Annotated in this window: 19 protein-coding genes; 18 read left to right on the plus strand and 1 reads right to left on the minus strand. The window is 44.0% G+C overall.

The annotated features are described in order from the left end of the window. The first annotated feature begins 11 nt into the window (after window positions 1-11). The 10 genes from DQQ10_RS25660 (at window position 12) to DQQ10_RS25705 (ending at window position 9,116) form a co-directional block, all read left to right on the plus strand. Window positions 12-1,694 carry a porin family protein gene (locus DQQ10_RS25660; RefSeq protein ID WP_112749811.1) on the plus strand — a complete coding sequence of 561 codons (1,683 nt, stop codon included), beginning with the start codon at window positions 12-14 and terminating at the stop codon, window positions 1,692-1,694. A gap of 115 nt (window positions 1,695-1,809) precedes the next feature. Beyond that, entirely contained in the window at window positions 1,810-2,595 is a 786-nt protein-coding gene (locus tag DQQ10_RS25665; protein ID WP_112749812.1) for a DUF4366 domain-containing protein, read from the plus strand. Window positions 2,596-2,607: 12 nt separating this feature from the next. Next, on the plus strand, window positions 2,608-3,543 hold the full coding sequence (locus DQQ10_RS25670; protein WP_112749813.1) for a hypothetical protein: 936 nt from the start codon (window positions 2,608-2,610) through the stop codon (window positions 3,541-3,543). 3 nt (window positions 3,544-3,546) lie between these two features. Continuing rightward, window positions 3,547-3,753: a hypothetical protein gene (locus tag DQQ10_RS25675; protein WP_112749814.1), complete on the plus strand. Its 207-nt coding sequence runs from the start codon at window positions 3,547-3,549 to the stop codon at window positions 3,751-3,753. 68 nt (window positions 3,754-3,821) lie between these two features. Continuing rightward, window positions 3,822-5,117: a bifunctional folylpolyglutamate synthase/dihydrofolate synthase gene (locus tag DQQ10_RS25680; RefSeq protein ID WP_112749815.1), complete on the plus strand. Its 1,296-nt coding sequence runs from the start codon at window positions 3,822-3,824 to the stop codon at window positions 5,115-5,117. 16 nt (window positions 5,118-5,133) lie between these two features. Next, on the plus strand, window positions 5,134-5,790 hold the full coding sequence (gene trmB / locus DQQ10_RS25685; RefSeq protein WP_317047968.1) for a tRNA (guanosine(46)-N7)-methyltransferase TrmB: 657 nt from the start codon (window positions 5,134-5,136) through the stop codon (window positions 5,788-5,790). A 5-nt stretch (window positions 5,791-5,795) separates the two neighbouring features. Continuing rightward, the gene (locus DQQ10_RS25690) at window positions 5,796-6,302 is read left to right on the plus strand and encodes a tetratricopeptide repeat protein (RefSeq protein WP_165824129.1); all 507 of its coding nucleotides are present in this window, start codon (window positions 5,796-5,798) and stop codon (window positions 6,300-6,302) included. A gap of 122 nt (window positions 6,303-6,424) precedes the next feature. Next, entirely contained in the window at window positions 6,425-7,279 is an 855-nt protein-coding gene (locus tag DQQ10_RS25695; RefSeq protein WP_112749818.1) for a UDP-2,3-diacylglucosamine diphosphatase, read from the plus strand. Then, on the plus strand, window positions 7,276-8,265 hold the full coding sequence (locus DQQ10_RS25700; RefSeq protein ID WP_112749819.1) for a glycosyltransferase family protein: 990 nt from the start codon (window positions 7,276-7,278) through the stop codon (window positions 8,263-8,265). Before DQQ10_RS25695 ends, DQQ10_RS25700 begins: the two co-directional genes overlap by 4 nt. Before the next feature lie 167 nt (window positions 8,266-8,432). Further along, a complete protein-coding gene (locus DQQ10_RS25705; protein ID WP_112749820.1) occupies window positions 8,433-9,116 on the plus strand; it encodes a response regulator transcription factor in 684 nt (227 codons plus the stop codon). A 108-nt stretch (window positions 9,117-9,224) separates the two neighbouring features. Here the strand turns inward: DQQ10_RS25705 and DQQ10_RS25710 are convergent, their stop codons facing one another. Beyond that, entirely contained in the window at window positions 9,225-9,776 is a 552-nt protein-coding gene (locus tag DQQ10_RS25710; protein ID WP_112749821.1) for a beta/alpha barrel domain-containing protein, read from the minus strand. 79 nt (window positions 9,777-9,855) lie between these two features. Between DQQ10_RS25710 and DQQ10_RS25715 the strand changes: the two genes are divergently transcribed. The 8 genes from DQQ10_RS25715 to DQQ10_RS25750 all read left to right on the plus strand — a co-directional run bounded on the left by DQQ10_RS25715 (window position 9,856) and on the right by DQQ10_RS25750 (window position 20,163). Then, a complete protein-coding gene (locus DQQ10_RS25715) occupies window positions 9,856-10,539 on the plus strand; it encodes a hypothetical protein (RefSeq protein ID WP_133259766.1) in 684 nt (227 codons plus the stop codon). Next, on the plus strand, window positions 10,526-12,145 hold the full coding sequence (locus tag DQQ10_RS25720; protein WP_112749823.1) for a S8 family peptidase: 1,620 nt from the start codon (window positions 10,526-10,528) through the stop codon (window positions 12,143-12,145). Before DQQ10_RS25715 ends, DQQ10_RS25720 begins: the two co-directional genes overlap by 14 nt. Before the next feature lie 43 nt (window positions 12,146-12,188). Beyond that, complete coding sequence (rpe, locus tag DQQ10_RS25725) at window positions 12,189-12,842, plus strand: ribulose-phosphate 3-epimerase (protein ID WP_112749824.1); 654 nt, start codon at window positions 12,189-12,191, stop codon at window positions 12,840-12,842. A gap of 83 nt (window positions 12,843-12,925) precedes the next feature. Further along, complete coding sequence (locus tag DQQ10_RS25730) at window positions 12,926-13,504, plus strand: penicillin-binding protein activator LpoB (RefSeq protein WP_112749825.1); 579 nt, start codon at window positions 12,926-12,928, stop codon at window positions 13,502-13,504. A 13-nt stretch (window positions 13,505-13,517) separates the two neighbouring features. Beyond that, window positions 13,518-14,954 carry a COG3014 family protein gene (locus DQQ10_RS25735; RefSeq protein ID WP_245970548.1) on the plus strand — a complete coding sequence of 479 codons (1,437 nt, stop codon included), beginning with the start codon at window positions 13,518-13,520 and terminating at the stop codon, window positions 14,952-14,954. Window positions 14,955-15,063: 109 nt separating this feature from the next. Beyond that, window positions 15,064-16,101: a hypothetical protein gene (locus DQQ10_RS25740; RefSeq protein WP_133259767.1), complete on the plus strand. Its 1,038-nt coding sequence runs from the start codon at window positions 15,064-15,066 to the stop codon at window positions 16,099-16,101. A 234-nt stretch (window positions 16,102-16,335) separates the two neighbouring features. After that, window positions 16,336-18,921, plus strand: coding sequence for a DNA gyrase subunit A (gene gyrA, locus DQQ10_RS25745; protein ID WP_112749828.1), 2,586 nt, complete (start codon window positions 16,336-16,338; stop codon window positions 18,919-18,921). 18 nt (window positions 18,922-18,939) lie between these two features. Further along, complete coding sequence (locus DQQ10_RS25750) at window positions 18,940-20,163, plus strand: tetratricopeptide repeat protein (RefSeq protein WP_112749829.1); 1,224 nt, start codon at window positions 18,940-18,942, stop codon at window positions 20,161-20,163. Window positions 20,164-20,226: the final 63 nt, after the last annotated feature.

Genomic DNA, 20,226 nt, shown 5'->3' on the forward strand with positions numbered 1-20,226 from the left:
CATTTTTTACGATGAACAATATTTTGAAAGAATACACGAAGAAGATGATGCGCTATTGTCAGACAGGTTTCGCAATCATTTTTGTGTTTGTAACAGTATCCTCGTTTGCGCAAGGGCAACCGAATAATTGGGAAGAAATTCCGGATGTTAAAGTTGACGTGATCATCGATCGCAAGAATGATCTGCCGCCGGCAAATCGAAATTTCGACAAGATTCCGCCGCGTCCATCGGAACCCATAAAACCACCGATGACCTATTCTTTTCAATCGTTGAATTTTAATGCGCCGATGTTGAACGCGCAGATACGTCCATTGAAATTGAAGCAACAGTCTTCATCTGATATCTACGGTAATTTTCTGAAGATAGGATATGGTAACTATGCATCGCCGCTGCTTGAGGCTTATCTTAACTCTCGAAAGGATAAGAATAAATTGTTGGGCGCGCATTTTTATCACCATAGCTCAGGTAAAGGTCCGGTTGATGGTAAGAACTCGGGAACGGGAACGACAGGAATCGAGCTTTCGGGAAGGTCTGTAGGAGAGGATCTCTCATTGGGCGGTAAAGTTGGTTTTGAAAATCGCACGACGCATTTCTACGGATATCCGAAAGAAGTTCAGTTGGACAAGGATACGCTAAAACAATCTTTCAATTTGTTTAAGTTAGCCGGTGAGCTGAGTAACTCTCGTAATTCAAATTTTGGATATAAGCTGGGCGCGGGTTTCAGTTATCTTGCTGATAAGTACAGTGCCAAGGAAACGGAAATCGATTTGAGCTTAAGTTCGTCTTATAAACTCAGTGATATTTCCAGAATCAGTTTAGATGTGAACTTCGCCGGCCTTAGCCGTAAGGATTCGGAGATTGACGCAAAACCGAGAAGTTTATTCAGTTTGGCGCCATCATTTGTTTTTCTCCCCATTGACGACCTTACCCTGAGTGCGGGGTTTATTCTCGCGTTCGAAAGTGATACCCTTGTTTCGAAAGACGTACACTTCTATCCGAACTTTAGCGCATCGTATCCGCTTAGCCCTTCCGTTGATGTTATTGCGCACCTTAGTGGTGGCATCGAGAAAGTTTCGTTGCAAACTTTGTCATACGAAAACATGTGGCTTCAGAAGAACGTCGACATCTTCCATACCAACAAGACCTTTGATTTTGGATTTGGTATAAACGCGCGATTAGGAAATAAGGTCGCTGCGCATGCTGGCGTGTCCCTGAACACGTTGAAGGATTGGTACTTCTTCGTAAATGATCCGACAGATCAATCAAAGTTCAACGTGGCCCGTGATGATGCACGCCGTAGCAATCTGTATGTAGCATTGAGCTACGCTCAGTCAGAGACGGCGAAGTTTATGGTACGCGGAGATTTTTATGGATATAACGTCGATAAGTTAGCGGTAGCGTGGCATCGCCCAACGTACAAGTTTACCGCGAATGGTTCTTTGAATGTATATGATAAGATTGTTTTAGCAGCAGATTTGATTGCGCAAGGTGGAATGAAAGTGATTGGTCCTGATGATAAAGCGACGACATTGAAGGCGGCTTTTGATTTGAATTTTAAAGCGTCGTATTTATTCTCAGAAAGTCTTACGGCATTCATCCAGTTGAACAACATTACAGGATCAAAGTATCCACTCTTCCAACATTATCCGGTAAAAGGTTTCCAAGCAACGGCTGGGATAACCTGGAGCTTTTAGGATGATGACAACAAACGGTGTTGACAGTAGTGAACAGCTGCAGAACGTTTGTATCCCTGGAATTTTAGGTTAATTTTGTGTAAATACCTGTTCCTTAAACATTAACGATCCGAACATGGCAAGAAGAAAAAAGCTAAGCGAAGAAGAGTCTCAGGCAAACAACAATATCAATAACGAGTCTGACGACACCTTCGGTCTTCCAGAAATTGAGTATGAACCCATCAATCGGGAAGAGAAAATTGTAGTGGAAGAAACGACGACGACAACACACGAATATACTGACGCCAATACAAGTAACGAACCTGAAACGCCTGTTGAACAAGAGACTGTTCAAGAAACTACGTTCGACGACAACGCTTACACGCCATCGTTCAAGGAAATTGATCAGGAGGAAGAACGATCTTCGGCACTTCCAATCATTTTGGTTATCGTAGGAATTTTAGCGTTGGCAGGAGCCGGGTATTGGTACTTCGGGATCTATAAACCTGAGCAGAAGAGACTCGAATTAGCACGTCAGGCGGAAGAAGATAAAATTGCAGCCGAAGCAAAACGACGTAAAGACGCAGAGGAAGCAGAACGCTTAAGACTTGAACGTGAGAAATTCGTTGCCGATTCGATCGCAAATGCGAAACCGAGTGTCGGTGAAATCGAATCGTTGACAGAGCGTACGGGTAAGTACTATGTGGTTGTATCCAGTGCCATCGACGACGATTTGATTATGGACTATGCAAAAGAACTTAGCAAGAAAGGTGTGAGTACGAAAATTATTCCGCCGTTCCGTAAAACTAAATTCAGCAGGCTCGCCGTTGATGTGAAAGATAGTTACGATGAAGCACAAGCTACCGCCGATGGTTTGAAAGGTGGCGATTATGGCGATAAAGTTTGGGTAGTAAAATACTAACGGATATACAGCATGACAGCACAACAAGAACTTCAGAATAAACGCATTGCCCTCGCATCGACGGTAGGCATTTTTGCAGTTCTTTTTGTGCTGATGTTTTTTATTATCATCTGGAGTCCAGGAAATCCACCGGCGTTTGGCGGCAGCGGCGTAGAGGTGGCATTCGGAACAACGGATGTCGGGTATGGCGATTTTGATCCTGCTGTCGCTGGCGACAATTCAACGCAAGAACAAGCGCCTGCGAAAAATGAAGAACAGCCAGAGCCAGTGCCACAGCAACAAGCTTCCGCTCAACAGACACCCGAAGAAAGCGATGAAGCGCTTGAGGATGTGAAGTCGGAAGAAGAAAGTCCGATAGCAGCAACACCACCGAAGAAAGAAAAAGAAGTGGTGAAAGAACCTGCGAAAGTAAAAGAGACGCCGAAAAAAGTTGAGCCACAGCCGAAGAAAGAAGAACCGAAAACAAATCCGGCTACGGTTTATAACCCCAATGGGAAAAGCACTTCGTCAACCGATGCGAAAGCAACAGGTGATGGTAAAAAAGGTGAGGCTGGTAATCAGGGTGATCAACCGGGCACTAAAGGTGACATGGGGAATCCAAAAGGAAAGTTGGATGATACGGGTATTTATAAAGGAAACCCTGGCCAGGGTGGTGATGGTCCTGGCGGCGCTGGTGGGGTAGGACTTGAAATGACAGGCTGGACCTGGGAGGTAAAGCCGAAGGTTCCTGAGTTGACAGAGCAAAACGGAGGTTTCGTTATTTTCGAGATCACTGTTGATGACCAGGGAGAAATAATCAACACAAAGGTCATAGAAAATAATCTTTCGACAGCGGCGATGAAGCAATGCGAAGCGAAAATTAGAGATGTTTCTTTTAGGCATACGGGTAATGGCGCTGCGCCTCCACAGTCAAAGGGAAGAATTCGTTTCAACGTAATCGCGCGCTAGCTTATGCAACAACGTTATGTAGAATTCATCCATGACGTTCTCATTACATTACACGCTAACATTCGGGAAATTAAGGAGCGCCGGAATTTCGCAACACCCGAGGAACTCACCTACATCGAAGCAAAGTTGTTAGCCTATAACGAAATGCTTTCCATATTGCAATCAAGTGCAGATGAATTCGGCATCGATCGAAAGGAAATTGGATTGTAGGATGCTGCGGTAGCATCTTACCAACGACGTTGCTTTTTTCTTAGATTTGTGCCCGTAAAAATTCAATCATGTTCCTCACGTACGTCGAGGCGATCGATTTCCTCTATCACAACTTGCCAATGTTTCAACGCATTGGTGCAGCCGCATTAAAGAACGACCTGTCGAACACGATTCGTTTATGCGATGCACTAGGGAATCCACAGCATAAGGTTAAGACGATTCACGTCGCAGGAACAAACGGCAAGGGAAGTACATCGCACATGTTGGCTTCGATTCTGCAATCTGCCGGCTATAAAACTGGATTGTATACATCACCACATTTAAAAGAATTTACCGAACGTATTCGTGTAGACGGTCAGATGATCTCGAAGGATTTCGTGCTCGATTTTGTGAATCGCATTAGACCAGCTATTGACGAAGTTCAACCATCATTTTTTGAAATCACCGTCGCGATGGCTTTTGATTATTTCGTTGCGCAGCAAGTTGATATTGCTGTGATCGAAGTTGGCCTGGGGGGAAGGTTGGATTCAACAAACGTGATCATGCCTGAAATTTCTGTCATTACCAACATCGGCTGGGATCACAAGGATATTCTTGGCGATACACTTGAAAAGATTGCCTCGGAAAAAGCAGGTATCATCAAGCCCGGCATACCGGTGGTGGTTAGTGAACGACAAAAGGAACTTCAGGAGATCTTTATCGAAAAGGCATCAGCGGTGAAAGCACCGATTTTATTTGCGAGCGACCGGTATGCGATTTCGCTTCACCAGTCAGGGGCGCAAGTATGGATGAAGGTGTTCCGCGAAGCGTCCGTGCTCTTTGATCATTTAGTGTTGCCATTGCAGGGTTACTATCAGCAGAAAAATCTTGCAGGGGTGCTAAATGCCGTTGACATTTTAAACGAGCGTGGTTGGCATATCGCTGATGGGCAACTGCTCGATGGGTTGAAGAAGGTTATTACACAAACTGGCTTGAAGGGGAGATGGCAAACGCTTTCGGAGCAGCCTTTAATCGTGTGTGACACCGGGCACAATCTAAATGGAATAGAAGAGGTTGTTCGTCAGATTAGCAGACAATCGTATGATAAGTTACATGTGGTATTGGGGATGGTAAAAGATAAAGACATCACTGATGTGCTGAGGCTTTTACCGAAGGATGCCAAATACTACTTTTGTCAGGCTAATATTCCGCGGGCAATGGATGCTAGGTTACTTTCGGAAAAGGCAGCGGATGCAGGGCTCCATGGCGTAGTGGTGGAAGAGGTGAACGCTGCAATTCGTGAAGCCCAACGGCATGCGACAGCAACCGACATGATCTTTATTGGAGGAAGTACATTTGTCGTTGCTGAAATAGAAGGACTGTAGATAGAAATTATAGATTGTGAAAAGGAAACTGGAACGCTTCAAGGTCATTGAAGAAAGGACTAACGTCATTGAACCCACCAAAACGCTGTACAAGCAGATTAAAGGAAATTGGCGTCGTGATTTTTTTAAGAACGACAACCCGATAACAGTAGAACTTGCGTGCGGACGTGGTGAGTATACAACGGGGTTAGCACGTCTGTTTCCCAATCGGAATTTTATCGGCGTCGATATCAAAGGGGAACGTATCTGGCGCGGGAGCACGACCGCTGTCGAAGAAAATCTTTCTAATGTCGGATTCCTGCGTACACAAATTTTATTAATTGAGAATTTTTTCGAACCCGGCGAGATTAACGAAGTGTGGCTCACTTTTCCCGACCCACGTCCCACCAAGCGCGATATCAAGCGCAGACTGACAAGTCCGAGATTTTTAGCGATGTACCGGTCACTTGCTGGTACAGGCGCCTACATTCGTTTGAAGACAGATAATACGATCCTTTACGAATACACCGTTGAAGCTTTGCAAGAACGCAACGACATCGAAGATTTTAAATTCACACCGGAGGTTTATCAATCCGACCTGCGTGGTGAAGTCTTTGATATCAAAACCCGTTATGAAGAACATTTTGCTGCGAAAGGAGAGACCATCAAGTATTTGCGCTTCAAATTTAAATGACGGATATGGCCTACGAGAACTACGAAATTGAAGAGAAATTTCAGGCAGCAGACAAGTTGATTAATGAAGGGAAGATTGCCGAGGCGGCGACCATGCTGGAAGAGATTCTGGCAGATGTACCCGATTTTGGAAAGGCGCACAATCACATGGGCTGGCTCTATGAAACGAAGTTCAAGAACTTTAAGCAAGCTGAGGAATTCTATCGCCTAGCGTTAAAATTTGCACCAGAATATCCGGCCGCGTATTACAACTACGCATACCTTCTGTCAACGCTTCGGCGCTTCGATGATCTCGAGAATTTATTGAACACGGCCTTAAAGTTGCCCGGGATAAGTTTTGCAACGATCTACAATGAATTCGGTTTGATGCGCGAAATCCAAGGTAGGTATGACGACGCTGTGCATTATTTCCGCCTCTACATACAAAATTCATTCGACTCGAAGACAATCGAAACCGCTGCAGAGTCTATCCGCCGCTGCAATCGAAAGAGAGAACTCCTCGATAATCGTTAACATTTGGGTAATACTTCGTTTTGCGTTCTTTCGTATATTCGAGGACGTGAAAACGTGCATTCATAAACCATCACCTAGCCAGCGCAAAACACTTCGCAAAAGGTCCACATCAACACGTCTCCATGGGTAAAAAGAAGAGAAGAGAAGTTGACCTGGTCGTATTGTCCGACATTCACCTCGGTACTTATGGTTGCCATGCGGAAGAACTTCTTCGCTATTTAAAAAGTATTAAGGTCAATCGGTTAATCTTAAACGGCGATATCATCGACATGTGGCAGTTTAGTAAACGCTATTGGCCGAAGTCGCACATGCAAGTGGTGAAGCACATCACGGGCTTGCTTACAAAAAATACCAAGATCGTTTACCTCACAGGCAATCACGACGAAATGCTTCGGAAGTTTTCAGGCTTTCGGCTGGGCTCATTCATGATTGACAACAAGATTGTACTCAAGCTCAACGGTAAAAGCGCCTGGTTCTTTCACGGTGATGTTTTTGACGTCACTATGCAACATTCAAAATGGTTGGCAAAACTTGGCGCAGTCGGTTACGATACACTCATCGTCATCAATACGATGGTAAACTGGATGCTTACCAAACTGGGCAGAGAAAAGATCTCGCTGTCGAAGCGTGTGAAGGATAGTGTGAAGAGTGCTGTAAAATTTATTAACAACTTCGAAAAAACAGCTTCAGATATAGCGATCGAGAATGGCTATCAATACGTGGTGTGTGGCCATATCCACCAGCCGGAAATTAGAACGATTGCAAACGAGAAGGGAGAAGTTGTATATTTAAATTCTGGCGACTGGATTGAGAACCTAACAGCGTTGGAATATCACCGTGGCGAGTGGCGAATTTATCGCTACGCCGAAGATCGCGTGGCTCAATCGATGAAATTGCCAAAGCGTTTTCAAGGTGACAAAGACAACGATGAGTTGTTCCAAGATATGGTCTCTGAATTCTTAAATGTGAAGCGGTGAAAATTCTATACGCAATTCAAGGAACCGGTAATGGTCATATTGCTCGTGCTGAAGATATCGTTCCTATTCTTCAACAATACGGAGAACTCGATCTTTTCGTTAGCGGTGCACAAGCGGATATCAAGCTTTCATATCCTGTAAAATATAAATCAAAAGGACTTAGTTTCTTCTTTGGGAAGACGGGCGGAATTGATTTTTTGAAAACGTTCAAAAAGAATAGCTCCAAAGAGGTGTACAAAGAGATTAAGAAATTTCCGGTGGAAAATTATGACCTCGTTATCAATGACTTCGAACCTATTTCGGCATGGGCTTGTCGCAAACGCGATATTCCCTGTGTAGGATTAAGTCATCAATCTGCGTTACTATCCCCAAAAACACCGAGGCCCCGGAAGATGGATCCCGTGGGTGAGTGGATTCTGCATAATTATGCGCCAATCAGCAAGTACGTTGCTTTCCACTTCGAATCATACGACGATAATATCTTTACACCTGTTATTAGAGCAGACGTTCGAAATGCAAAAGTGGAAACGAAAGACCACTACACCGTGTATCTTCCTGCTTACGACGATAAAAAACTTGTTCCGTTACTTTCTAAAATCGGAAACGTAAAGTGGCATGTGTTTTCTAAGCACGCCAAGAAAGCATATCACGTGGATAAACTTTCGGTGTATCCAGTTGACAAAGATGCGTTCGCCAAAAGCATGACTACATCAACAGGAATTCTCTGCGGGGCCGGCTTCGAGACGCCCGCCGAAGCATTGTACCTAGGAAAGAAACTTTTGGTTGTGCCCATGAAATCACAATTAGAGCAACACTACAATGCTGCCGCGTTAAAGAACTTAGGGGTACCCGTGGTGAAGAAAGTGAAGAAGAAAAATCTCGATAAGATCATTGAATGGATCGAAAGTGATAAACGCATTTCCGTTGACTACAGAGACACCACTGCGGAAGCAGTAGCCCGGGCCGTCGCCTTAGGTAAAAGCTGAAGGTAGACAGCTTAATGCGCAAACCTCTTCGTGCGATAGCAGCATACTTCTTACTTCTTACTTCTTACTTCTTACTTCTTGATTCTGCCTCCTGTCTCCTTGCATTTATAACACTTCGTTGATCTCTTACTAACGCTCGGGTAATCACACCATCGTACATTCATTACATGGTGCAGAAAAAAGTGTTTCGTATTCTCATTGTTGACGATGACCATGATATACTAGAACTGTTATCTTACAATTTTGAGAGAGAAGGATTCGTTGTGAAAACAATAAGCGATAGCCGAGCTGCTGTGAAAGTCGCCGTTGAATTTAATCCTGACCTGATCGTGCTCGATTTGATGATGCCTCATCCGAACGGTATTGAAATCTGTCGTGAGCTTAGAAGTCTTACAAGGTTTGTTGATACCTACATTTTCTTTCTGACGGCAAAATCGGAGCGGTACTACCAAGAGGCGGCACTCGATACGGGCGGCGATGATTTTATCGAGAAAATTATGGGGCTTCGTGCACTAACATTTAAAGTCAGCAGTGTACTCAAGAAGAAGATCGTCATCCGTAAACGTGCTCCTGAACTTCACTTCGGAGATTTGAAGATCTGTCGCAGAACGACTTCCGTACGCATCGGTTCACGCGAGGTGGTACTGAGTAAACCAGAATTTGAGTTGCTGTTTTTCTTGGCGCAAAATCCTCATCGCACCATTAGCGCAGATCATTTGTTGCGCAATATGTGGGGATCGGAAACGTATATGGTGGAGACTTCCGTTGATGCGTATATCAGTAGTCTACAAAATAAAATCGGATACAACTTAATTGAAAAGCGCGGATTCGATTCGTATCGTTTCAGTTAGTTACGATTACACTATGCAATGCCGTTGTAAAAAAAACGAATTCAGCCTCCTCATGAAGCAGAAAAAAAGATGTTGCATGTTGAGGTCAAGATAACCGGATGTTAACGATTAATCAACCTCCAGTGCTTCCAAAATATCGGCGAGGTCATCATAGGATTTTAATCCTGGCCTGATTTCATTACTACCTTCAAGCGCAATCCCGTGAACTTGACTATCAGCTAATGCGCTGTCTAGTTGGCTAAGTGTTGTGATTTGAAGAAGCGTTGGAATATCGCCGGTATAAGTATCGCGCGCTGCGATCATGACGTACGCAGGAGTGGCGTTTGTAGGTAAAGCGGTATCCGTTGAGGCGACAAGAATATAGGGGAGGGGAATTGTTCCCAACATGTTTGCCTCCGCAGTAGAAAGCTCTAAGAGATCTGGTCGATACTGCTCAAGGACAGCGTCCAATGCGGCAGCCGACGGCAATCCCACAATTTGGGCGACTATCTTTGGCCCCGTAATCCACCCGCGAATCTCTTGAAACGATTTCGGACTAATATAGTCAGTGGCATTTTCGACGACATTAAAACCCAACATGTCGACACCCATACCGGCACAATATCTTGCGTCGCTAAGGTTAGTAATGTTGCCGACTTTCACGATGGTCTTTAGAGGCATAGGTTAAATTGAAAAGAAAAAATACCTTTGAGGTTTACATTTCAAATAAAGCGCGGATTTAGTAAAAACAACGCTATTGGTGAAGCAATTTCATAATTATTTGGTGGGGCTGCTAATTTTGATTGCAGCGGGGTGTGATTCGGACGATGATCGCCGAGCTGAACCTGATTTCTTTCCCCTTCAAAAAGGCGTTTTTCAAACTTATGATGTTGAAGAGATCGTCTACGAACTTGGCGATCCAGATACCGTACACTTCGAACTTCTGACCGAAGTAGTGGATTCTTTCGCCAGCGATGGCGGCTATCGTTACATCATCCATCGCAGCAAACGTGAATTATCTGAAACAGAATGGACCTATATTGATACGTGGTCGGCGCAGAAAACAACCCATGAACTCATTGTATGGGAAGAAAATGTACCCTTCGTCGATCTTCAATTTCCAGCAAAGGAAGGTTCGGAGTGGAATGGGAACGTTTACAATAATGTAACAAATCCTACCACAGGAAAGCGCGAAGATGTGTACGCAATTCAAGAGACAGGTGAAGATCAATCTGGAAGATTTACAACGGTATTGAAAGAGGATAACCAAGAGTTTATTGTATTTTATGACAAACGTGTTGATAGCTATATCGATAACGTAGGACTTTCATATCGGGAGATTACGCAGCTTGAGTATTGCACGAATAATGATTGTTTGGGAGAGCAGATTGTGAACAGTGGAAAGATTTATAAACAACGCATTAAAACGTATGGCCGTCATTAAGCGCATTTTGTTATTGATGTTGGTCGTCGGTGCATCAACTCAGGCGCACACTCAGGTAGGTCGGTACATGGTATTCTTTAAAGAGAAGAACGGGACGCCGTATTCAATTTCAGAACCACAAGAATTTCTCTCGCAGCGTGCCATTGATCGCCGCTCAAAACAAGGTATCGCTGTTACAGAAAAAGATCTGCCAGTAAATCCTGCTTATGTTGAAAGTGTAAAGAGCATTGGTGTAGACGTTTTCTTCACAACACGTTGGATGAACGGACTGCTGATACAATGTGATCAAACTTTGGTCGACGATGTTGCAGCATTGTCATTTGTTGATCGCGTCGATTTTGTTGCACCGAATGCCAGACTCCTTGGAAATGGTAGGAAGAAAGTGCCCATCAAGCAAAAGACATCTCGGGTTGCCAATGTAACAAGTACGCAGCTTGAGCAATTGAATATCGATGATATGCATCAGGAAGGATTGCATGGCGAAGGTATTGTGATCGGTATTTTTGATGCAGGGTTTGGTGGCGTTGATGTTATTGATCCATTTGCCGCAGTCATCGCCGAAGGGCGCATCGATTTAGAAGCTTCAAAGGATTTTATCATCAATTCAGATAATGTATTTCAGTATGATCCTCATGGCACCGAAGTTTTTTCGGTGATTGCTGCTTATCAAAGTGGATCATTCACAGGCGGGGCCTACAAAGCGAAGTATCAGTTGTATGTCACAGAAGACGCAGCAACGGAATATCGCATTGAGGAATACAACTGGCTCTTTGCTGCGGAACGTGCGGATAGCGCGGGTGTCGACGTAGTCAATTCGTCTTTGGGCTATAGTACTTTTGATAACAACGCGATGGACTACCCGAAATCTGCGCTTGACGGAAAAACCGCAGTTGTTACACGCGCGGCACAATGGCTCGCCGATCGAGGGGTACTGATAGTTTGCAGTGCTGGCAATGAAGGAAACAATGGGTGGCAACTCATCACACCACCAGCGGATGCTATCGATGTACTTTCTGTGGCGAGTGTTGACGCTAAGGGAGCACGCGCGGCATCGAGCTCAAAGGGACCAAGCGCAGACAATAGAATTAAACCTGATGTCGCTGCGTTAGGCGTTGGCACCAGTGTCATCTTTCCGAATGGAAGTATCGGCGCAGCTAACGGCACGTCACTAGCCTCGCCATTGATCGCCAGTTTTGCAGCCGGTGTCTGGCAGAAATATCCGGATCTAACCAACAAAGAAATTATGACCCTTATCCGCCAATCCGGATCATTGGCCCATGCCCCCAACAATCTTCTTGGCCACGGTATTCCCGACTTCACTAAAATTGAAAGCTACTTGATCTCGTTAGAGAAAAATCCATTCTCAGTCTTTCCGAATCCTTTTTTGGACTCCATAACGATCAAGCCGTTTAGTCCTGGTATGGTTGCTTCATGTGTTGCCACGTTAATTACGGCGGAAGGAAAAAAGGTTTTTGAAACGACGTTGTCCTTTACACGAGAGGAGCCTAGTATAACAGCAAAATTGCCGGGGCTGGCCGCAGGTGTCTACATGTTGAAGTTGCAATGGAAAAACGGCTCACAGACAATGAAATTGGCAAAACAATGACTAGTCATTCCTTTCTTCTGCTATTTTAGCGGCAAAGTTTTCTATGAAACAACCCATCATTGCACCATCAGTACTTGCGTCGGACTTTGCAAACTTAGAACGCGAAATAAACATGATCAACGACAGTCAGGCTGACTGGATTCACGTTGACATCATGGATGGTGTATTTGTGCCTAACATTTCTTTCGGGCTTCCCGTTACGGAAGCCATTAAACGTCATGCGAAAAAACCACTGGATGTACACTTGATGATCGTGCAGCCGGAGCGATATGTTGAAGCCTTCCAAAAAGTTGGTGCCGATATTATCACGGTGCATGTTGAAGCCTGTCAGCACCTACATCGTAATATCCAACAAATCAAAGCACTTGGGTGCAAAGCTGGTGTGGCCTTGAACCCGCATACGCCGGTGGTAGAATTGGAAAACATCATCGCTGACATTGACCTCGTGTTGGTAATGTCTGTTAACCCGGGGTTTGGCGCGCAGAAGTTTATCCCGAATACTTACAAAAAGATCGAGTCTGTTAAAAAAATGATCCAGGCATCAGGATCTAATGCCGTGATCGAGATCGACGGCGGAGTGAATCAACAAAACGCAAAACTGCTTTTAGGCAGCGGTGCCGACGTCTTGGTAGCCGGTAATTTTGTGTTTAGCGCTGCCGATCCAAAAAAAGTAATCGCAGGCTTGAAAGCTGTTTAGCGATTTATTACGGAACCTTATCAGCCATTATCCGTATCTTCGGCAAGGTTTTTGACCTTTCAATTGAAAAAAAACACCTTGCTATGTCTTGTTCTTTACGTCTTATCGTTGCTTCGATTTTTTTACTGTCGGCTTGTGCGCGGTCAGTCACGCGTGTTAATCCGGATACACAGATTGATTTAAGTGGCCGGTGGAATGATTCTGATTCCCGAATGGTGGCCGATCAAATGATTTATGACCTGTTTGACTCCGATGGTTTTAAAGATTATGCGAAAACTCTTGGAAGAAAACCGGTGATTATCGTAGGTCTGATTAAAAACAAAACATCAGAGCATATCGAAACGGGGAATTATGTGAAGAAGTTTGAAATGGTCATTCATAACTCCGGTGTCGCGGAGCTTGTTGAATCCGATGAGTTTCGTGATAAACTTCGTTTAGAGCGCGCGCAGCAACAAGAGTTTGCTGATCCATCTACGGTAGCAAAATGGGGAAAGGAAACGGGCGCAGATCTAATGCTCTTTGGGGAGATGAATGCGGAAACAGATACCTACAATAAAAAACGCGTGGTTAACTATATCACCACGATGTTCCTGACCAATGTTGAGAGCAGCAAACGTGTTTGGTATGGACAGAAGGAGATTAAGAAATATATCAAGAACTGATTGATACGATGCCATGATGAAAGACTTTCGATCTGGTGTCTTAAATTCTCGGGTGATTGTTAGCGTGGTCACCTTTGTTGTTGTGCTTACTGCCTTGGGTTCATGCGCAAACTACTACCAAAAACATTTTGACTTCAATCAGGAATTTGAACGCGGTGATTTGAAACAAGCGCTTGAAACCCTAAAGAAAAATGATCGAGAGGAAAATGGGCGCGGGCGATTTATATACTATGTTAACAATGGACTCCTCTTATCTGTGCTGGGCCAGTATGAGGCCAGTAATAATTTCTTAGAGAAAGCTTTTCTCTTCGGCGAAGATTATCATGTCAACTATTTTAACGAAGCTGCAGCGTACTTTCTGAATCCGAATTTTACAGTCTATCGCGGCGAGGATCATGAGCATTTGATGTTACTGTACTTCAAGGCTATCAATTTCTTGAAAATGAATAAGCCCGAAGATGCTCTGATTGAGTGTCGTCGGCTCAATATTCGATTGAATCAACTCGGAGATAAATACAAGTCTACCGAGAAATTGCAACGCGATGCTTTTATTCATAACCTCATGGGGATCATCTATCAATCGACCAAGGATTATAACAATGCCTTCATTGCCTATCGAAATGCACTCGATGTTTATGAGAATGAGTACGCGCGAATGTTTTCGATGCAGGTGCCGACTCAACTAAAAAAAGATATCTTGAATACTGCGGTGTGGACGGGGTTCTATGAAGAGTTTGAGGACTATAAACTTAAGTTTAACATGGCAGATTATATGCCACCAAAACCAGATGCCGAGTTAATCTTCTTCTGGCATAACGGCCTTGGCCCAGTTAAAGAGGAGTGGAGCGTCAATTTCGTGATCGATCATAATTCAGGAAACGTGGTGGTATTCAATAATCAGGCTTTGGGTTTTTCATTTCCCTATGAGGTGAAGGAAGACAAAGATCGCACGGATCTCAGAAAACTTGAAGTGTTCCGAGTTGCCTTCCCAAGGTATACCGAGCGCGCCTTGTATTATCAGTCGGCGGCGGTTGAAGTAGGAGGTCAGTCTTTTCCGGTGGAGATAGCAGAAGATATCAACAAAGTGGCCTTTCAAAGTTTGAAGCAGCGTATGCTTGAGGAATTTAGCAAGGGATTGGTACGTGCAGCGTTGAAAAAAGCAGCAGAACACAGTATGCGAAAAGAGAACGAAGGGCTCGGCGCGGTGATGGGACTAGTAAACGCGATGACAGAGAAGGCAGATACGCGCAATTGGCAAACGCTTCCCCATAGTATTCATTATGCTAGAATACCATTGGTAGCGGGCGCCAATGATGTGACTTTCACGGTTGCCGACGCGAGTGGGAAAGTAGTACCTTACAAGTTTACGTATCAAGCAAAAAAAGATCAGACACTATTCCACACATTTTCGTCGTTAGAAACATCAGGAACGCTTTATCGCTACTATTGATTGGCGAGCGGGCGATCGAAGATGACTGTAGGATGATTCCCGAATTTCACTTACCTTTAGCGGTCAATAGTCAGACTATTAATGGCTTACATTTTTTAATTTTTTGAAGTTGAAAGCTGCACTTCCGAAACGTTTTTCAGCCATTATCGCCCTCGCGTTCTGTCTGGTGTGTCCGCAGGTTTTTGGACAGCAGGATAACTCAATTCCGCTGGACCATTTCTATGTTGATCGCCAAGGACCAAGCTTTTTTCGAAAAGTATTAAGCAAAGTCACCTTTGGGTTAAGTACGGGGTATGGCCTCACGACTTTTAAGCATTCGCTGGATGGATATGGTATCCAACAGAATCCTGGCGAACGCCCAATCATTTTTCCGATCGGCGATGCGGCGTCTACTTCCGGATATTCAAACTGGTTTAATCGCGTCGATAGTGCTGTGATCAACATTCTGCCGACTTCATTTCGAGCTTCATCAGATACCGCAGATATTGGTTTTAGAAACAAAGCCTTCAATATTCCATTGAAAGCAACGTTGCATGTTGAATTTTTGGATCGTTACAGAATCGGTGGTGGATATTCGTTTGAATATGTAAACCTAAGAAGCTTTGTCCCCACGAAATACGATGAAAGTATTAACCTCTTTAAACCTGATGTGCCGAGTTTCTTTTTGAAGAAGTACTTCTTCATGCTTGGTGCGTCCGTGTACCGCTACTATGAGTACTTGCTCGTGGTTGATGCCAATATTGGTGGATATAGTCTAGGGAAGAAGTTTGATAAAGAAGTAATCAACAAAGGCGTTTACTTTAATCTTGGTGTCGCTGTTGAACGGGAGATGTCTGAATATTTCAGGGTATTTGTCCGTCCCTCTTATGAGTTTAAGAACTTCAAAACCAGCATCGAAGGAGCCGATGCCATCAAGCATAAGTTTAATGCTTTTTATGTGAATGTTGGCGTGACGTATCGTATACCTGAATTGCGCCGCTGTTTCTTAAAAACCTGTAACATTCAAATCAATCACGCGCACGGTAATAGAGAATACCGCAGTAGGGTTCATCCGATACACAAAAAGCAAAATCCTCACTATGGTGAGAACCATCCTACTTTGATCAAATATAAAGGTCGAAATAAAAAGAAGTTGAACCCATATTAAGGGTGAATTCTAACCAACGGAGTAGCTGTTATAGAAACTTTAGAGATGCAAGTGCTGTGCGTTATTGCGCACTTATTCCTGGTCATCGTCATGCTTTTCTTGTTCTAGAGTTTTCTTAATTTTTATTCGACAAACAGTCTCAAACTATTGCTGTTTCAAGCCTTGCCGTAAGTGTTTTTTGTTATCTTGCGAGGCTTTAAAAAACGCTTTCTACAAGCTCAAAACATCGATTAAATGGCAGAAGATTCTGGGGTCCCTACGCCGGGCAGACAAAGCATTATTCCAATCAACATTGAAGACGAAATGAGAGGTGCCTACATCGATTATTCGATGTCGGTAATCATTTCTCGTGCACTACCTGACGTGCGCGATGGTCTTAAGCCCGTTCACCGCCGCGTGCTCTACGGGATGTTGGACTTAGGTGTGAACTACAATAAGCCTTATAAAAAGTCGGCAAGAATTGTGGGTGAAGTTCTTGGTAAATATCACCCGCACGGTGATGCTTCGGTATACGATACAATGGTACGTATGGCGCAAGACTGGTCACTCCGTTACACGCTTGTTGATGGACAAGGAAACTTCGGTTCGATCGACGGTGACTTTCCAGCAGCGATGCGTTACACGGAAGCTCGTCTGAAAAGAATTGCTGAAGAGATGCTCGCTGATATCAATAAAGATACGGTCGACTATCAGCCAAACTTCGATGACTCCCTGAAAGAGCCAACGGTACTCCCAGCAAAGATTCCGAACCTATTGCTCAATGGATCTTCTGGTATTGCGGTAGGGATGGCCACAAACATGGCGCCACACAACCTTACGGAAGTTGTTAATGGGATTACCGCATACATCGACAATAACGATATCACCATTCCGGAATTGATGAAGTTTATCACCGCGCCAGATTTTCCAACTGGAGCGTTGATCTATGGATATTCAGGCGTGCAAGAAGCATTCCTTACCGGACGTGGACGCATCGTGATGCGCGCGAAAGCTGAGATCGTTACATCATCTACCGGAAAAGATCAGATCATTGTTACGGAAATCCCATACATGGTGAACAAAGCCATGATGATCGAGAAAACGGCAGCATTGGTTAATGAGAAGAAGATCGAAGGTATTTCTGACCTCCGTGATGAATCAGATCGAGAGGGTTATCGCATTGTGTATGATTTGAAACGTGATGCTGTACCCAATATCGTATTAAATAATCTCTACAAATACACGCAGTTACAATCGACGTTTGGGGTGAATAACGTGGCGCTTGTGAAAGGCCGCCCGATGACACTCAACCTGAAGGACCAGATCAAATATTTTGTTGATCACCGTCACGAAGTTATTGTCCGGCGTACCAAATTCGAATTGGCCGAAGCTGAACGAAGAGCACACATTCTCGAAGGATATTTGATCGCGCTCGATCACCTCGACGAAGTAATTGCATTGATCAGAGGATCCAAGGATCCAGAAACGGCGAAAGAAGGCCTGATGTCTAGATTTGGTCTCTCCGAGATCCAATCGAAAGCAATCCTTGATATGCGTCTGCAACGACTCACCGGACTGGAACGCGACAAGATTCAGGAGGAGTACAAAGAAGTAAAAGCTTTGATCGATCGCCTCAGAGATATTCTTGCAAACGAACCAATGCGAATGCAAATCATCAAGGATGAATTGACTGAGATGAAAGACCGTTATGGTGATGAAAGACGTACTACCGTTGTTCACAACGATGACGATTTCACCGTGGAAGATATGATTCCGAATGAGGAGATGATGATTACCATTTCCAACCAAGGGTATATCAAACGCACCTTACTTTCTGAATACCGAACGCAAGGTAGAGGGGGCGTTGGTTCACGAGGGGTAGCGACGAAAGATGACGACTTCACGGAACACTTGTTTATTGTGCATGCACACAATTACCTCCTGATCTTTACTGATCAAGGAAAGGTGTATTGGAAGAAAGCGTATGAAATTCCGGAAGGAAATAAAACTTCAAAAGGAAGAGCGATTCAAAATCTAATCAACATCGAACCGGGTGATGCTGTGCGAACGATTATGAAAATTCAAACGCTCACGGACCAAGAGTATATCAATAACAATTTCGTAATGCTTTGCACGGAAAAAGGCATTATCAAGAAAACGACACTTGAAGAATATTCGAGACCGCGCCAAGGCGGTATTAACGCCATCACCATTCACGAAGGAGATCGCTTGTTAAATGCTTCGTTGACGAACGGAAAAAATCATATTGTTATCGCCAAGAGCGAAGGTAAGGCTGTTCACTTCCATGAGTCGGATGTTCGTCCGATGGGAAGAACGGCGGCCGGTGTTCGCGGCGTAACATTAGAATCCGATCAAGACAAAGTAATCGGCATGGTTTGCATTACCCGCAAGGATGCTAATCTTCTCGTTGTAACCGAGAACGGTTATGGAAAGCGCTCGATGATCGACGATTACCGCATTACTAAACGCGGTGGAATCGGGGTGAAGGCGCTCGACATGACTGAGAAAACTGGCAAGCTTGTTGCCATCAAGGAGGTGGGTGATGATGACGAATTGATGATTATCAATAGATCGGGGATCACCATCAGAATTAAAGTAAGTGAGCTCCGCGTGATGGGGCGTGCTACGCAAGGTGTCCGTGTGATTAAACTCAACGATGATGATCGTATCAGCTCGGTAGAAAAAATACAGAAGATCGATGATGAGACAACGACACCGGGTGCCGAAGCTGCAACGACGCCACAAGATGATGTTCCGCAAGCCCCCGATGATGCAACGGATACCACATCAACTTCAGATGACTCCACTAATTCAATCTAATACCATAACTTTCACAAAATGAAACGAATTACACTTGTGCTGTGCTTGTTAGCTGCAGGAACAGCATTTGCTCAAAAGCCGGTAAAACCAAGCAATCCAAAAACGCTTAAAGCGCTTAAGGATGGTAAAGTCGACGAAGCAAAAACATTGAGCGATTTGGCCATAACCAACGAGAAATTGATGAACGATGGTGAGACATGGTATTACAGAGGCCTCGTATACGCGACCATCGATACAACCAAAGTTGAAGCGCATAAGAATTTGGCAACGGACCCACTAAAAACTGCGGTTGAAGCTTTACAAAAAGCCGAAAAACTTGGCAAATCAGGAAAGGATTATTTTATCACAGGTCCCGATGGAATTCTCCCGATCACGAAGACGCAGCAATTGGAAGGTCTTGCAAATCATTACTTGCAACGCGGCATTAATAAACTTCAAGATGAAGACGATGCTGAAGGTTCAATCAAAGAACTTGAAAAAGGTAAGCTTGTTTTTGAAAATGCGATGACCGCTTATTCTAATGATACGCTTTCTTATTTCGTTCTTGGACTTGCAAACAACACTGCCGAGCATTGGGATGAAGCAATCGCGGCGATGGAAAAGTATCTGGCGAAAGGCGGTAAATCAAAAGACGCATATGTTGTAATGTATCAAGCTTACAATGGTCCGAAAGAAAACAAAGAGAAAGCACTTGAAATCATTCGTAGAGCAAAAGCTGCAATTCCGTCAAACACAGATTTTCCAAAAATCGAAATTGGTTTGTTGATCGATTTGAATAAAATAGAAGATGCAAAGCGTGGTCTTGAGGAAGAAATTAAGAAAGATCCGAAGAACGCAACATTCCATTTTTATCTAGGCTATGTTAATAGTCAGCTGAACCAATTGGAAGTGGCGCGCGGTAACTTTAACGATGCGTTGAAGGTTAACCCGAACTACTTTGAAGCGCAATATTACCTTGCGAATACCTATTTGATCGAAGTTGATAAAACAACGAAAGAAATTAATAACCTTGGTATTTCTGCGGCGGATAACAAGAAGAAACCAGCACTCGTTCAAAAGCGTGTGAAAGACTCTGAAACGGCGTTGCCATTCTTGGAGAAAGCAGAAAAAATGAAAATGCCAAGCAAAGAATCAGAAGTAGAATTACTTCAGAAAATGAAATTGCTCTACTACTACGTAGCAGACGATAAGAACCTTGATCGAGTGAGCAAGAAGCTCAAGGATTTGGGCGAAGAAGATTAATGAGTAAGGGGCTTCGGCCCCTTATTTTTTGTAACTAATTTTACCGTAGAAGTGTTTTTTCAC

Origin of the sequence: Pseudochryseolinea flava, assembly GCF_003286915.1 — a bacterium.
Lineage (GTDB): Bacteria > Bacteroidota > Bacteroidia > Cytophagales > Cyclobacteriaceae > Ohtaekwangia > Ohtaekwangia flava.

Coding starts and splice junctions, on each gene's coding strand:
- DQQ10_RS25660 (WP_112749811.1), top strand. CDS start 12: ATGAACAATATTTTGAAAGAATACACGAAGAAGATGATGCGCTATTGT.
- DQQ10_RS25665 (WP_112749812.1), top strand. CDS start 1,810: ATGGCAAGAAGAAAAAAGCTAAGCGAAGAAGAGTCTCAGGCAAACAAC.
- DQQ10_RS25670 (WP_112749813.1), top strand. CDS start 2,608: ATGACAGCACAACAAGAACTTCAGAATAAACGCATTGCCCTCGCATCG.
- DQQ10_RS25675 (WP_112749814.1), top strand. CDS start 3,547: ATGCAACAACGTTATGTAGAATTCATCCATGACGTTCTCATTACATTA.
- DQQ10_RS25680 (WP_112749815.1), top strand. CDS start 3,822: ATGTTCCTCACGTACGTCGAGGCGATCGATTTCCTCTATCACAACTTG.
- DQQ10_RS25690 (WP_165824129.1), top strand. CDS start 5,796: ATGGCCTACGAGAACTACGAAATTGAAGAGAAATTTCAGGCAGCAGAC.
- DQQ10_RS25695 (WP_112749818.1), top strand. CDS start 6,425: ATGGGTAAAAAGAAGAGAAGAGAAGTTGACCTGGTCGTATTGTCCGAC.
- DQQ10_RS25705 (WP_112749820.1), top strand. CDS start 8,433: ATGGTGCAGAAAAAAGTGTTTCGTATTCTCATTGTTGACGATGACCAT.
- DQQ10_RS25710 (WP_112749821.1), bottom strand. CDS start 9,776: ATGCCTCTAAAGACCATCGTGAAAGTCGGCAACATTACTAACCTTAGC.
- DQQ10_RS25720 (WP_112749823.1), top strand. CDS start 10,526: ATGGCCGTCATTAAGCGCATTTTGTTATTGATGTTGGTCGTCGGTGCA.
- rpe (WP_112749824.1), top strand. CDS start 12,189: ATGAAACAACCCATCATTGCACCATCAGTACTTGCGTCGGACTTTGCA.
- DQQ10_RS25730 (WP_112749825.1), top strand. CDS start 12,926: ATGTCTTGTTCTTTACGTCTTATCGTTGCTTCGATTTTTTTACTGTCG.
- DQQ10_RS25735 (WP_245970548.1), top strand. CDS start 13,518: ATGATGAAAGACTTTCGATCTGGTGTCTTAAATTCTCGGGTGATTGTT.
- gyrA (WP_112749828.1), top strand. CDS start 16,336: ATGGCAGAAGATTCTGGGGTCCCTACGCCGGGCAGACAAAGCATTATT.
- DQQ10_RS25750 (WP_112749829.1), top strand. CDS start 18,940: ATGAAACGAATTACACTTGTGCTGTGCTTGTTAGCTGCAGGAACAGCA.